The organism is Synechococcus sp. JA-3-3Ab (genome assembly GCF_000013205.1).
Lineage (GTDB): Bacteria > Cyanobacteriota > Cyanobacteriia > Thermostichales > Thermostichaceae > Thermostichus.
This window is the reverse complement of record NC_007775.1, coordinates 313,287-327,709: the sequence shown is the minus strand read 5'-3', so window position 1 is coordinate 327,709 and position 14,423 is coordinate 313,287. Positions and strand designations below refer to the sequence as shown.

Sequence of the window (14,423 nt, the reverse complement as noted above, 5' to 3'; positions counted from 1 at the left end):
GCGCAGCTAGTAGCCGTAGTAGTTGGAGCGCCACGACCGCCACCAGGCCACCGGCAGCGCCAGCGCCTTGCTCAGGGTAGACACATAGGCGCGGGTGCGAAACACCTGGTAGTGGTTGCGCTCAATGGCGTTGAGGATCTGCCGGTAGAGCATCAGAGATGCCGCCACCGGCCAGCGGGAGTCCGGCTGCAGCGTGGGGATCCCCCGTTCCGCTTGGGCATAGAGCTCTCTAGCCCGCCGGATCTCGTAGTCCATCAGGGCCATCCAGCGCTCGTCGATGACGTAGTTAAACAGATCCCGTTCCGAGTAGTTGAAGCGGCGCAGATCCTCTAGAGGGAGGTAGATCCGCCCGCGGCGGGCATCTTCCCCCACATCGCGCAAGATGTTGGTGAGCTGCATGGCGATCCCCAAGGCCACCGCCTCCTCGCGGCCATCCCGGCCCGGCACAAACCCCATGATCTCCGAGCACATCAGGCCCACTACCCCGGCCACCCGGTAGCAGTAGACCCGCAGCTCTTCCCAAGTGGCATAGCGCCGAATGTCCAGATCCATGCTCTGCCCCCGCAGCATCTCGCGGAAGGGCTCAATCGAGAGGCGGTAGGTGCGGATGGTGTGGATGAGGGCCAGGTCGGTGGGAACTTGCGGCTCCCCCCCCTGGAACAAAGATTCCAGGTGGGATCCCCACTGCTCCAGCTTGCTGCGGGTGACCTCCACCTCAGCCTGGCTGGCCTCCAGCCCGTCCAGCAGCTCGTCCGTCTGTCGCAGCCAAGCATAGATAGCCCAGATGGCCCGCCGCTTAGGTCGGGGCAGGAGCAGGGATCCCAAATAGAACGTCTTGGCGTGCTTGGCCGTAATCTGGCGACAGAGGGCAAAAGATTGCTCCAGCGGACTCATCGGGCTTATCTCCAGGGGCGCGGGGCCAGATGGGGACAGCGAGGGCACATCTCAACACTACGGGAAAGCGGACAGGCTGGATAGCCCAGACGCTCAAGTTCCAGGAAATTGCCTTTCGGCGGCATTAAACCCCTGCTGTCGCCAAGCTCGCAGGCGAAGCAGAAGCTGGCTGAGACGGGATCCCTTTGCTGATGGCCTCAGCCGCCCACTTGCCGGAGAGGATAGCCCCCTCCATGCTGCCCAGAAAGGGCTGCAAGGTGTAGCTGCCGGCCAGGAAGAAGTTGGGAATGGGGGTGACTTGGGTGGGGCGGTATTGCTGCCGACCTGGCGTGGCTTTGTAGACCGAGCGCGGCGTTTTCACCACCACCCATTTGCGCACCCGCGCGGGGTTGGGGCCGGTGAGGTGCTGGGGGAAGAGTTTTTTCAGCTCCTCCAGCGTGGCGGCAAAGATCTCCTCATCGCTGCGCTCGATCCACTCGGCAGCCGGGGCCAGCACCAGCTCCAGCATCGAGCGCTTTGGATCCGCATAGGCGCGGCAGGTGTTGCTCATGTCGGCATACACGCTCAAGAGCGGCGAGCGGGAAAAGAGCGAGTGGTCGATGTGGGTGAGCTTGCGGTCAAACCAAATCTGCAGGCTGATCACCGGCACCCCTTCCAGCTCGCGCAGTTGCTGGAAATAGGGCATTTCCCACCACCGAGCCGGCAGCAGCTCCTTGAGCGCATCCACCGAAAGGGCCGACACGTAGGCGTCGGCAGTGACCTGCAAGGGCCCGGCAGGGGTGGCGAAGCGGAAGCCAGCCACGCTGCCATCGGGGTTGAGGTCGATGGCCTGCAATGCCGCATTCAAATGCACCTGGCCGCCGCGGGCCACGATGGAGTCCACCATCGGCTGGCAAAGCCGCTCCGGCGGGGCGCCATCCAGATAGGCAATCTTAGAGCCGTCCTTTTGCCGCAAAAAGCGGTTCAGAGCCGTCAGGGGCACCATGGCCGAGATCTCGTCCGGGTTGATGAACGCCAACGCCTTGGAGACGGCAATGAAAATATCCGTGTTGACCCGCTCATCGATGCCCTGCCGGCGCAGCCATTCTAAGAGGCTGTAGCGATCCATCTGCTCCACGTAGCGCTGGCCGCGCACCATGGCCGGCACCAGCCCCAGGGCAAATTTCACCTTTTCGCTCCAGGTGAGCATGTCGTTGTTGCGCAGGATGCCGACAATGGCGTTAAAGGGAGCGGGAATGTCCGGCAGGTCAAAGCGGGAGTAGGTGCCCGGCTTGTCCGGCTGGTTGAAGATCAAGCTGTGTTCCTTCCACTGCAGGCGGTCGGAGATGCCCAGCTCCCGGAACAGTTGCAGGGTGTTGGGGTAGGCGCCGAAAAAGTTGTGCAGCCCCGTCTCGATCCAGTCCCCGTCGGCATCTTTCCAGGCGGCCACTAGCCCCCCCAGCACCTCCCGCCGCTCAAACAGCAGCGGCTGATGCCCGGCATCACAGAGATACTTGGCACAGGCCAGCCCCGCCAGCCCTCCCCCAGCAATGGCAACACGCATGATGATGACGATCAAGCAACACTTTCATTCTATTTGCAAACCGTTACAATCGCTCAGGCCGCAGGCAGGGAGGAGAGGATTTCCAGAGCCCGGGTTTCCCGCCGGGATCCGATCCCTGGTAGGATACGGGAGAAAAACTAGAAAAAAATTCTCTTGGCTCCAGGGGGAGGGACGACGATGGCCAAACAAACACTGGGATCCCTGCTGTCATCCGGCTTTGATCTCAAGGGCAAGCGTGTGCTGGTGCGGGCCGACTTCAACGTCCCTCTGGATCCCCAGGGCAACATCACCGACGACACCCGCATTCGCGCCTCCCTGCCCACCATCCAAGCCTTGGCCCAGGCGGGCGCCAAGGTCATCCTCACCAGCCACCTGGGCCGCCCCATCCAGAAAGACAAGGCGACCGGCGCCATCCAGATCGCCCGCGAGGGCAATAGCCTCGCCCCTGTGGCCGTCCGCCTTGCCCAGCTCCTGGGCCAGCCGGTGGCCTTTGCCCCCGATTGCATTGGCCCTGAGGCCGAAGCCGTGGTCAGCTCTCTGGAAAACGGCCAGGTGGCCCTGCTGGAAAACGTCCGCTTCCACCCCGAAGAGGAAGCCAACGATCCAGAATTTGCCCGCAAGCTGGCCTCCCTGGCCGACTTGTTTGTCAACGACGCCTTTGGCAGCGCCCACCGCGCCCACGCCTCCACTGCCGGCGTCACCGCCTACCTCCAGCCCGCTGTGGCCGGCTACCTGGTGGAAAAGGAGCTGCAATTTTTATCAGGCGCCATCGAGAACCCCCAGCGACCGCTAGCGGCCATCATCGGCGGCTCCAAAGTCTCTACTAAGATTGGCGTCATCGAGCGCCTGCTGGAAAAAGTGGACAAGCTTCTGCTGGGCGGCGGCATGATCTTCACCTTCTACCAAGCCCAAGGGATCCCAACCGGCAAGTCTTTGGTGGAAACCGACAAGCTGGATCTGGCCCGCTCCCTGATGGAGAAGGCCAAAGCGCGGGGCGTGGAGCTGCTGCTGCCGGTGGACGTGGTGGTCGCCGATAGGTTTGACAAAGACGCCAACGCCCAGACGGTTTCCATCCACGCCATTCCGGAAGACTGGATGGGCCTGGACATCGGCCCCGAATCGGTCAAAGCCTTCCAGGCCGCCCTGCAAGGGTGCAAAACCGTAGTCTGGAACGGGCCGATGGGTGTGTTTGAGTTCGACCGCTTTGCCGCTGGCACAGAAGCCATTGCCCGCACCCTGGCCGACCTCACCCAGGCCGGTGCCATCACTATTATCGGCGGCGGCGACTCGGTGGCGGCTGTGGAAAAAGTGGGCCTAGCCGACAAAATGACCCACATTTCCACCGGCGGCGGCGCCAGCCTGGAGCTGCTGGAAGGCAAAGAGCTGCCCGGCATCGCCGCCCTTAGCGAAGCGTAGGGTAGCTCGGCTCATTAACCCAAAAGCAGCAAAAAGCAAAAAAGTAGGGGCTGAGTTCAGCCCCTCTTTTAATCTGCTCGGCGCAGATGGCCGCAGCAATGGCGAGACGGGATCCGGCTTAGTGCATCACCACTTTAACGTTGGCGTTGTTCAAGCCAGGGCGCTTCACCTCGGCCAAGGTCTTGTTGACGGCGTACTTCTGGTTGATGGAGTTGATCAACTCGGTTTGGTTGTGCTTCTTGGCCACGCCCCACAGATCGGCGATCAGGTCGTAGGAACCGTCGGGGTTCTTGGACCAGCCCAGATCGTAGTCGCCCTCCAACTGGGCCACGATGTCGGCACGAACACGCTGGCCGTTGTAGCCACGCACATCGGCGTTCAGCTTAACGGTGTAGCCGAGATCGCGCAGGGAGTTAACCAGGATCTGGCCATCGGTGATCTTGGTGCGCAAGGTGCTAAAATGAGACATGGTGTTTCTCTCCTTTGTGTATGTGTAGGGGTTGGAACATCAACACAAACAATGGGCAACGCCTAGCGGGGAAGGTTAAGCTTTAGCCGTCTCTGCCTCTGCCAAGGCGATTCTGGCCTTTCACCCCCCTGCTAGAACTCCAGCCGCTGGTACTCGGCTACAGAGGCTGCTGCAGGCCGAGCCCGCTGCTGGGCCCATTCCCTCAACGCTACCACTTGCTCCGTCATGGTGCGAGATAGCGGTTGAGTTGCTTTCGTTGCTGCCAAAATGTCCAGTTGGGTAAATTCGCGGTTCTGGGCAAACGCTTCGTACATGGCAGCAATCAAAACTTGTTCGATCTCCGCGCCGGAGAAGCCCTCGCAGGCGGCGGCTAGCTGGCGCAGATCAAAGCGGCTGATGTCGCGCCGCCGCTTCTTCAGGTGGATCCGGAAAATCTCCATGCGCTCGTTAATGTTGGGCAGATCCACGAAGAAAATCTCGTCAAAACGGCCTTTGCGCAGGAATTCGCCCGGCAGGCGATCCACGCGGTTGGCCGTGGCCATGACAAACACCGGCGAGCGCTTCTCCTGCATCCAAGTGAGAAAGGAGCCAAAGATACGACTGGAGGTGCCGCCGTCGGAGTCGCTGGAACCTGCCGCTCCGGCGAAGGCTTTGTCCAGCTCGTCGATAAAAAGGATGGCCGGCGCCAGCGATTCAGCAGTGCGCAGGGCGCTGCGCAGGTTGGCCTCCGACTTGCCGACCATAGAGCCATCGTAGACCCGGCCCATATCCAGGCGCAGCAGCGGCAGGCCCCAGAGGCGGGCGGTGGTCTTGGCGATCAAGGACTTACCACAGCCAGGTACGCCCAGAATCAAGAGTCCCTTGGGCTGAGGCAAGCCATAGGCGCGGGCCCGCTCGGTAAAGGCCTCAGAGCGCTGCAGCAGCCAGCGCTTTAACTCCTCTAGGCCGCCGACGGCGTCGATGGTCTCGTCTTCTTCGATGAATTCGAGGATGCCGTTGCGCCGGATCAGCTGCTTTTTCTCAGAGAGGATGATATCCACCTCTGCCTCGCTGAGGCGGCCGTGCATCACCACCGCCTTGCGGTAAACTTTTTCCGCCTCGTCTTGCGTTAGGCCAAGGGCTGCCTTGACCAGCTTTTCCCGCGCCTCAGGGCTCAGGGATCCGCCGCGGGGAAGCTGCTCCAACTGCCGGTTGAGGGTGCGCTCCAGGGTGGCCATGTCCGGCAAGGGAAAGTCCACCACGCAAATGTCTTTTTCCAGCTCGACGGGAATTACCTGCACCGGCGACATCAGCAAGATGGTTTTGTGGGATCCCTTCAAGCTGGCGATGGCATCGCGCAGCCAGCGTTTGACTTCGGTGTTGTCCAAAAAGTCGTGCAGATCTTTGAAGACGCAGATGGCGGGATCTTTTTGCTCCATCACCCACTGAATAGCCGGCTGGGGGGATTGGGTGTTGTGCTGGGTGAGGCTGCGGGGGTTGCCGTATTCAACAATGCCGTGGGTAACCGTCCAGACAAACAGGCGCCGCTGCGGCTTGAGGGTGCGAGCGATCGCCGCCAGAGCTGCCTCCGCCCGTTCTTCCTCTGGAGTGACCAGGTAGAGCAGTGGGTATTGAGCTTGGATGAGAATGCTGAGCTCTTGCATGGGAAACACCAACTGCGCGGAGGGAAATCTAAGCGAAACCGACAGAAAGGAAGGAAAACGGCGTCTGGAGTTTGCCTGTCTTCAAAGTACTTGAGATATCCTGACTTGCTCTTTACTAACCCTTGTTTTATACGCCTCCTGTCTGCTCAAGCTCACAAAGAGGCATACCTTTGAAACAGCGCAAAAAGCCTTAGCAGGGCACCAGCTCGTCTTGTCGTTGCTCTTCGGAGGCCGAGGCCGCTCCCCAGTATTCCGGCTCCACCTCTTCGAGGATGGCTTCAGAAGCGGACTGCTGGTGAAGCGAAACCACCTCCCCATTGCGGATGACAAACGGATGGCCGCACTCAGGGCAGCGGTGGACGCGGTAGGCGCTGCCTTGCACCCCTTCGATGACCTCCGGGTGAAGCAGGTAGAAGGTGAGGGCCTTCTCCGCTACTGCCGACATCGGCTCCCGCTCCACGGCAGCCCGAATCTTCAGATTCCGGTGCAACTCGGGTGGGAGATACAACGTCACCTTTTGCTTGGCCTCTGCGCCTTCCAGAACCTCTGGCCGCTGACTCATGGCTAACTGTTTCTCGTTGTATGCCGGACTTGCGGTTCATGATAGCTAGTCTGCCGCCTTGACAGCAAGTTTTTAATAATCTGTAACAATTTTCTCGGGAATTGCTCAGGCTTGCGGAGATCGCTTGCCGGCGGAGTAGGCTAAGTAGGAGACTCAAAGCGGAACGAGCAGTCCCCATGGAACGCCTGATCAACACCTTCAGCAAAAACTTCTCCACCTGGAGCCGTCGGTTTCTGGTGCAGGCCGGCGACGGTTTGGCCAGCCTGAAAGACACGGCTTTAGATAATGGCAATCTGCTCCTCTGCAAAGCCCGCATCGCGCTTGCGGATGCCAGCTTCACCACCCTGCGGGCGCTTCGGTCTCGCTTTGGTTCTGGTCGCTAGCTGCCCAAATCTTGCAGCCGGTAGAGGTGGGCGTAGAGCCCGTTGAGGGCCATGAGCTCGGCGTGGGATCCCTGTTCTTTCAGTTCCCCTCGCTGCAGCACGAGGATGCGATCCACGTGGCGGATGGTGGAGAGGCGGTGGGCGATGATCAGGGCGGTGCGATCCCGCAGCAGGGTTTCCAGGGCGGATTGGATCAGGGCCTCGGTGCCCACATCTAGGCTGGCGGTGGCCTCGTCCAAGACCAAGATTTTCGGATCCCGCCACAGGGCCCGCACAAAGCTGATGAGCTGTTTTTGGCCGCTGGAGAGGTTGCTGCCCCGCTCCCGCACGGGGGTGGCGTAGCCCTGGGGCAGATCGCGGATGAGCTCGTGCAGGTGGAGTTGACGGGCCACCCGCTCCACTTCTGCCAGCTCGCCCTCCTCTCCTAGAGTGATGTTTTGCTGGATATCTCCAGAGAACAAGAATCCATCTTGCAGGATCACGCCCAGGTGACGGTGCAGCTCGGCCTGAGGCAGGTGGCGAATGTCCACGCCGTCGATGCGGATGCAGCCGCGAGTTACTTCGTAAAGGCGGCAAAGTAGGCGAATGATGGAGCTTTTGCCAGCGCCGGTGGGCCCCACGAGGGCGACCTTTTCGCCGGGGCGGATGGTGAAGCTGAGGTCTTTGAGCACCCACTCGCCGGGGTTGTAGGCAAACCAAACATGCTCGAACTGCACCTCTCCTTTGGCGGTTGGGGGCAGGTGGCGGGGGCTGACGGGATCCCGGATGGCGACGGGCAGGCGGAGGATGTGGTCGATGCGTTCCACGGCGGTGAACCCCGCCTGCAGGGCGGTAAACTTTTCCGCCAACTGGCGCAGCGGGTTGAAAAAGCGCTGGGAAAAGAGGATGAAGGCGTAGAGGCTGCCGAAGGTGAGAGGTTCTCGGGGCAGGGATCCCAGCCACTCCCCCCTGCCGGCTGCCAGCACCTGCTGCCCGCCCACCCAGAGGAGAGCGGCCACCGCCAGCCAGGCAACCCACTCCAAAACGGCGGAAAGGGCAGCGTCGTAGAGGATGGTCTGATCCACCTCTTGGATGTAGCGGCGGTTGATGGTTTGAAAAATCTCGCTGTTGAGCCGCTCCCGCCGAAACAGTTGCACCACGGCAATGCCCAAGACGTTTTCCTGGATCCAGGCGTTGAGCTTAGAGAGCTCTTCCCGCACGCGAAAGTTGGCATCGCGAAAGCGGCGCTGCAGCTCGACCACTACAGCGCTGGCTGGCAGGACGATGAGGATCAGCAGCAGGCCCAGATCCCAGCGCTGGCTGAGCATCACCACCCCGATTACCAGCAGGGTAAAGAGGTCGCTGACGATGCCGACCGCGCCGGTGGAAAACACATCTCCCAAGGCCTCCACATCGCTGGTGATGCGGGTGATCAACTTGCCCACCGGGGTGCGATCGAAAAATTGGGCCGGCAGGGCCAGCACGTGGGCGAAGAGATCGTTGCGGATGTCGCGGGTCATCAACTGCCCCAGCTTCTGGCTGCTATACCCTTCCAGGGCCTGAAAAACCCAGCGGGCCAGCAGGGTGAGGATCAACAGGCCCGCGTAGGGCCAGAGGCCGGCGAGGATCCCACTGTCGCCTTGGGCAAGCGCTTGGGCGATGGGGCCGTCCAGGGCCCGCTGCAGGATCAACGGCTGCACCGCATCGGCTAGGGCCAGGGGCGGCAAAAAGGCCAAGGCCGCCAACAACAGCTTCAGGTGCCGACGGGCATAGGGCCAGAGCAGCCGCAGCAGCCGCCAGTCGCTGCGGGGATCCCTACTCAAATCGGCATCGGGGGAAGAGGTGGCAAGGCTCACGGACTTACACCCAAAAAGATGAAGACGACTCATGGAGAGCCCTGATCTACTCTAAGCTCTCTCCCTGATGAGGCTTGGCCCTCACCCCCGTCCCCTCTCCCTCTGGGAGAGGGGGGTTGGGGGCGCCGCTTGTTGCTGGGGGACAGATGGAAAACCGGCGGTTTCAGGGCCTGCCGGGGCAGGTTTCAAAGAGGCCTAGAAGACAAGCCTTAGCGGAAGCCGTTGCTCTGCTCCCGCAACTGGGCAGAAAACTGAGAGGGGATCAGCTTAGTGCCCACCCCGGCATCGGTCAGTAGCTCCAACAACAAAGAGTGGGGGGATCCCCCGTCCAGGATGTGGGCAGCCCGCACCCCCTGCGCTAGAGCGCGAATGCAACACTGCACCTTGGGGATCATTCCCCCTCTGACCACCCCTGTCTGGATAAGCTGGCGGGCCGTCTCGATATCCAGGAGCGTAATCAGGGAGCTGGGATCCTCAGGGTCTCTGAGAATGCCAGGGGTGTCGGTGAGAAGGATCAGCTTTTCTGCCCCCAGAGAGGCCGCCAGCTCTCCCGCCACAGTATCGGCGTTGATGTTGTAGGCTTGGCCTGTCTCGTCGGCGGCCACGCTGGAGATCACCGGGATCTGGCCGCCCTCCAACAGAGTTTGCACCAACTGGGGGTTGATGCTGCTGACTTCCCCCACAAAGCCGATTTCCGCCCGGCCCTGGGAGCGGGCTCGAATCAAATTGCCGTCCCGCCCGCACAGCCCCACCGCCGATCCGCCAGCCAAGCTGATGAGCTGCACGATCTGTTTGTTGACTTTGCCCACCAGCACCATCTCCACCACCTCCATGGTGGCCGCATCGGTCACCCGCAGGCCGTCCACAAACTTGAAGGGGATGTCCAGCTTCTGGAGCCAACTGTTGATTTCCGGCCCCCCGCCATGCACCAGCACCGGCCGAATGCCGACACAGGCCAGAAAAACAATATCCCGCAGCACCTCGGCCCGCCGCTCCTGGTGCACCATGGCGGCGCCCCCGTACTTGATGACAATGACACGGCCCTGGTACTGCTGGATGTAGGGCAGAGCCTCGATGAGGATCTGCGCCCGCGTCAGGGGATCACAGGCCACAGCCTGCGAACCGGTCGCCGCGGGAAGAGAAGCGTTGGTCTGCACTGCCGGACGTCCCTCACAACACGAAACCTTGACCCAGAAGATCGTAATATTGCCTGCAGACAAACGTCGGGCTCCGGGTTAGGTTTTTTGCAAGCGGCAGCCCCTCTCTTTGCCAAACAGCAAGGCGCTCGCCGGCCACTGCCAAAAACAGCAAGCCATTAGCTGCGCAGGGTAACGGGAAAGTGTTTTTCTAGCTGCGCCCTCACCTGGTTTTGCGCAGCTTCCACCTCGGCATCGGTGAGGGTGCGATCCGGAGCGCGGTACACCAGTCGGAAGGCGAGGCTGCGCTGCCCCGGCGGTACCCCTTGGCCGCGGTACTCGTCGAAAAGCTGTACCGACTGCAGCAGAGGGCCTGCCGCCTGGCGGATTACTTTCTCGATGTCTGCCACCGACAGCTCCAGCGGCGCAAAGAAGGCGATATCCCGATCCGAGGCCGGAAAAGGCGAAAAGGGGGAAAATTGCACTAGGCCCCGCTTCTCCAGGCTGGCCAACAAGGGATCCAGATCCACCTCAAACCCATAGACCTCCTCCGGCAAATCCTTCTCCTGGCAAAGGCGGGGGTGCAACTGCCCAAATAGGCCAATGCGGGATCCCTCGATCCAGATGCCGGCCTGGCGACCGGGGTGCAACAGCGGCGATTGCGCCTCGGGGGGATCGGGGCGAAACTCAGAAGTAAACCCCAGCCGCTCCAGCGCCGAGACCAAGAGCCCCTTAGCCTCAAACCAGTCCATGGGCCGGCTGTGGTGCCGCCAGTCATTGGGGTTGAGGTCCCCGCCCAGGATGCCGCCCAAGTGCTCCGCCTCCTGATAGGGCTCAGGGCTGGAGGGAGGGGCATAGGCAAAGACGTGGCCAATCTCAAAAGCCTGCAGCGGGCCGTTGCCCTGATCCCAGTTGAAGCGAAAAGCCTCCACCAAGCCCGGCAACAGCGCCTTGCGCACAGCGGAGTACTCGGGGGAAAGCGGATTGGCGATTTTGACCAAGGAGCTGTCCTCCTCTGCCGGACAGAGGGAGATGTGGTACACCTCCGTCAGGCCGATGCCCCGCATCACCTCGCGAATTTGCCGGGTCAAAGTTTCCCGTGCAGAGAGGGATCCCACCTGCGGCTCCGTGGGCAGGGTTTCCGAGAAGCGGTCGTAGCCGTAGAGACGGGCAAATTCCTCAATCAAGTCGATCTCCCGTTCGACATCCCGCAGGCGGTAGGGGGGAACAGACACCTGCCAAACGCAGCCGGCCACGCCCGCTGTCTCCGTAGCAGGGAGGGGGGGAGCCTCCGGGGCAACTGCCTGACAGCGGGAAAGCTGAAAGCCCAAGGCCGGCAAGATCTCCTCCACATCCTCTGGCCGCACCTCTTCCCCCAACACGTCGATGAGGCGCGACAGCCGCAGCTTCAGCGTCCGCTCCAGCGGTGGCCGTTGGTCAAAGGTGGTGAGGCCAACCACCGATCCTCCCGCCAGCTCCAAAATCAACTGCACCGCCCGATCCCGCGCCAGGTCGAGGGTGGCAAAATTAACCCCCCGCTCATAGCGGGCCGAGGCTTCCGTGCGCAGTCCCTGCGAGCGGGCCGAGCGGCGCGTCACCACCGGGTCGAAGAGGGCGGCCTCCAAAAAAATGCTGGTGGTGGCCGAGCTCACTTCTGTCTCTTCTCCCCCCATCACACCTGCTAGGGCTACCGGCTGGCCGCCGGCCACGATGAGATGGCTTTCAGGGTGCAAGGTGCGGGTTTGGCCGTCCAGGGTTTTCAGGGTTTCTCCCGCCTGGGCAAAGCGCACCTCAATAGTGGGCTTCTTCTTGCCCATGACCTGCAGCAGGCGATCCCAATCGAAGGCGTGCAGGGGCTGGCCCCATTCCAGCAAGATCAAGTTGGTAACATCGACAACATTGTTGATGGAGCGCATGCCAGCGGCGGCCAGGCGATGCTTGAGCCAGTCGGGAGAAGGGCCGACCTTCACTCCCTCGATCAACACGCCACTGTAGGCGGGGCAGGCCTTGGCGTCGGCAATGCGCAGGTTGAAGTTGGGGATGGGCTTGGCCTGTAGGGGCTGAACCGGCGGCAGGCGCAGCGGGTTGCGGGTGAGGGCGGCCACCTCGCGGGCGATCCCCACCATGCTCAGAGCATCGGCGCGGTTGGCGGTGGAAGTGAGATCCAACACCACATCGTCCAGGCCTAGCAGCGGGCGGGCGTCAGACCCCAGCGGGTGGGCCTTGAGATCCAAATCAGGCGGAAATTCGTGGATCCCTTCCGAAGCCCTCTCCAGCCCCAGCTCGGCCAAAGAGCAGATCATGCCTTCCGAGAGCACTCCCCGTTTCTCCGCTTTGGCAATGGTCAGGTTCACAGCGGGCAGATGAGTGCCCGGCGTGGCCACAGGAACCAGCAAGCCGGCGCGGGCGTTGGCCGCTCCGCAGACGATGGTGGCCGGTTGCTCAGATCCCAAGTCCACCTGGCAAACGCGCAGCTTGTCAGCATTGGGATGGGGCTCGGCGGCTAGGATCCTGCCCAGCACCACCCCTTCTGCCCAACTGCGGCGATCTTCAATCTCCTCCACCTCAAACCCCACCAGAGTGAGGGCTTCTGCCAATTCTTCCGGGGAAAGCTCAAAGTCCACCAATTCCCGCAGCCACTTCAAGGAAATGCGCATCGCTGAGCCATCGCTGCAAACGCCGCACCCATTATCGCTCACTCCGAGTTCGGGCCAAAGGCAAGCAAGGCGCGCAAACTTCCCCTCGCAGGTAAGATGGTTACGCCGTGCCGAGGTACTGGCATCGAGGCAAGACGGCGCGTCTTTCAGGCTGTGGATGTGGGTATGGGACAACGGCAACTCTTGCGCGGGATCCTGATCGGTCTGGGCCTTCTGGCTGCCCTGGTGGTGTGGGCTATCACCTGGCTGCTCACCCAAAGCCCTCTGGCTTTGTTGCTATCTCGCCCGGCGCTGCCGCCGATTGTGGGCCTAGCTCCCCGTTCCACCCAGGCGCTGTTGCTGCTGGCCGCCCCTCTCGAGGATTTGCAGGCATTTTGGCAAGCGGCAACCCCCGCTTCCCAGCGACGCGCCACTCGTCAGCAGTGGCGGAAGTTTTTCTCCGGCGCAGGCCCGGGCTGGTTGGGAGCCATGCTGGCCGGGGGAGCCCTGGATTTCGAGCGGGAGGTGCAGCCCTGGCTGGGGAAAAGCACCCTCTTGGCCAGCTTGCCGGAGTGGGGCACCTTGGTTGCCTTGGAAACTCGCGACGCGGCGCTTGCCCAATTCGAGCTGAACCTGTTGTGGGAGCGGCAGAGCTTGGCCGGCTTGCCAGTGCAGGTGGATACCTACAAGGGCATTCAGGTGGTGTCCAGCCCGCTTCCGGAGTTGCAGGGGTTCACGGCAGCCCTTTTCGGCGAGCGCTATGTGCTGCTGGCAGAACAGGCTGCTGCCATTCGCGCCGCCATCGATGCGTGGCAGTTGCCGCAGTTGTCGTTGGTGAGCAAGCCGCAGTTTCGGCAGGTGATCCAGCCGCTACAGGAGGCGCATGTGGGTTGGGCTTTCTGGCAAAATCCGGAATCGCCCTCTCCCGACGCTCTGGCGTTGCAGGCAGTGGGGCTGGGGCTAGGGGTCAACTTTCGGGGGTTGGTGGCCGAAACTGCCGCCCTTTGGCATACGCCTGCTGAGTTCGCTTTGCCGACGGTAGAAGCTTTTCATCCGCAGGTTATTCGGCATCTGCCCGACGAGACGCTAGCGCTAATTTCCGGACAGAACTGGGCCAACCTTTGGCAGAGCTTGGGGCGGATGCAACCCCTGAGCCTCTTCGGCCTGCGGCTGGATCCCGGCCAATGGCTGCAGCAGTTGCAATTGCAGGTGGAGCTGGACTGGCAGCACTTGTTGCCGGAAAGGGGAGAGTTTGCCCTTGCCTTTTTGCCCACGGATGGGGAACTGGCCTGGCTGTGGGTTGGCAAGAGGCCGGATGCGCCAACGCTGGATGAGCGGGCAATCGCCCAGGGCTGGCAGGTGGTGTCGATTGCAACTAAGCATGGCACCGCCACTGTCTGGAGCAAGCCGGCGGCCCAGCCGCAACCCCAGCCAAGCCACTCCACGCCGCGAGAAGACATCCCCCTCTTGGCCGGTGGGCTGCTGCAGGTCAGCGGCAGGGGAGGCTCTCCCCGGGTGCAGGCGGCAGAGGCTCTTCCCCAAGCCCTGCCCGCCATCCCGGAAGCATCGCCTCTCTCGGCCCAGGTGTACCACACCGACCGGGAAGGCTACTCCTACCTGGCTTCTTCTTTGGCGGCTTTGGAAGCGGCCCTGGCGGATCCTCCCTTGAGCGCCAGCCGCGCCTGGCGCCGCCTGGTGGCCCCCCTGCCCCACCGCAACCTGGGCTATGGGTACGGATCCCTGGGGGTTCTACCGGAAACTTGGCTGCCCCAACTGCAGGGATCCCGCTGGTCGTCCACGCGCCTGGCCTTCGCCACCACTGCCCTGACGCTGTCCGAGGCTCCCTATCCGGATCGGGGGCACTGGCTCCTCCAGAGGGGCAAGCTATTTTGGCAGTGGTACTGAG

11 protein-coding genes are annotated in these 14,423 nt (G+C 62.2%); 3 read left to right on the top strand and 8 right to left on the bottom strand.

From position 1 onward, the window contains the following. Positions 1-6: 6 nt before the first annotated feature. Together CYA_RS01490 and pds are read right to left on the bottom strand one after the other, a co-directional pair. Positions 7-894: a phytoene synthase gene (locus CYA_RS01490; RefSeq protein ID WP_041438059.1), complete on the bottom strand. Its 888-nt coding sequence runs from the start codon at positions 892-894 to the stop codon at positions 7-9. Positions 895-1,018: 124 nt separating this feature from the next. Further along, positions 1,019-2,437: a 15-cis-phytoene desaturase gene (gene pds, locus CYA_RS01485; RefSeq protein WP_011429226.1), complete on the bottom strand. Its 1,419-nt coding sequence runs from the start codon at positions 2,435-2,437 to the stop codon at positions 1,019-1,021. 177 nt (positions 2,438-2,614) lie between these two features. Between pds and pgk the strand changes: the two genes are divergently transcribed. Then, complete coding sequence (pgk, locus tag CYA_RS01480) at positions 2,615-3,853, top strand: phosphoglycerate kinase (RefSeq protein ID WP_011429225.1); 1,239 nt, start codon at positions 2,615-2,617, stop codon at positions 3,851-3,853. Between the two features lie 118 nt (positions 3,854-3,971). Here pgk and CYA_RS01475 read toward each other — a convergent pair whose 3' ends face one another. The 3 genes from CYA_RS01475 to CYA_RS01465 all read right to left on the bottom strand — a co-directional run bounded on the left by CYA_RS01475 (position 3,972) and on the right by CYA_RS01465 (position 6,527). Continuing rightward, entirely contained in the window at positions 3,972-4,322 is a 351-nt protein-coding gene (locus CYA_RS01475; RefSeq protein WP_011429224.1) for a DUF1257 domain-containing protein, read from the bottom strand. A 131-nt stretch (positions 4,323-4,453) separates the two neighbouring features. Next, positions 4,454-5,965: a stress-responsive protein Ycf46 gene (locus CYA_RS01470; protein ID WP_011429223.1), complete on the bottom strand. Its 1,512-nt coding sequence runs from the start codon at positions 5,963-5,965 to the stop codon at positions 4,454-4,456. 190 nt (positions 5,966-6,155) lie between these two features. After that, entirely contained in the window at positions 6,156-6,527 is a 372-nt protein-coding gene (locus CYA_RS01465) for a hypothetical protein (RefSeq protein ID WP_011429222.1), read from the bottom strand. 176 nt (positions 6,528-6,703) lie between these two features. Here CYA_RS01465 and CYA_RS01460 point away from each other — a divergent pair, with 176 nt between their 5' ends. Next, a complete protein-coding gene (locus tag CYA_RS01460) occupies positions 6,704-6,910 on the top strand; it encodes a hypothetical protein (RefSeq protein ID WP_041438058.1) in 207 nt (68 codons plus the stop codon). On the opposite strand, the gene CYA_RS01455 is transcribed toward CYA_RS01460, so the two are convergent. From CYA_RS01455 to pheT, 3 genes are all read right to left on the bottom strand, one after another. Further along, positions 6,907-8,745, bottom strand: coding sequence for an ABC transporter ATP-binding protein (locus tag CYA_RS01455; RefSeq protein ID WP_011429221.1), 1,839 nt, complete (start codon positions 8,743-8,745; stop codon positions 6,907-6,909). The two genes, CYA_RS01460 and CYA_RS01455, sit on opposite strands and share 4 nt — an antisense overlap. Positions 8,746-8,954: 209 nt before the next feature. After that, positions 8,955-9,857 (bottom strand): acetylglutamate kinase, encoded by a 903-nt coding sequence (gene argB, locus CYA_RS01450; protein WP_011429220.1) that lies wholly within the window; start codon positions 9,855-9,857, stop codon positions 8,955-8,957. A 203-nt stretch (positions 9,858-10,060) separates the two neighbouring features. Continuing rightward, positions 10,061-12,538, bottom strand: a complete 2,478-nt coding sequence (gene pheT, locus CYA_RS01445; protein ID WP_011429219.1) for a phenylalanine--tRNA ligase subunit beta — start codon at positions 12,536-12,538, stop codon at positions 10,061-10,063. Positions 12,539-12,634: 96 nt separating this feature from the next. Here pheT and CYA_RS01440 point away from each other — a divergent pair, with 96 nt between their 5' ends. Then, positions 12,635-14,422 (top strand): DUF3352 domain-containing protein, encoded by a 1,788-nt coding sequence (locus tag CYA_RS01440; protein WP_228375402.1) that lies wholly within the window; start codon positions 12,635-12,637, stop codon positions 14,420-14,422. Position 14,423 lies beyond the last annotated feature (1 nt).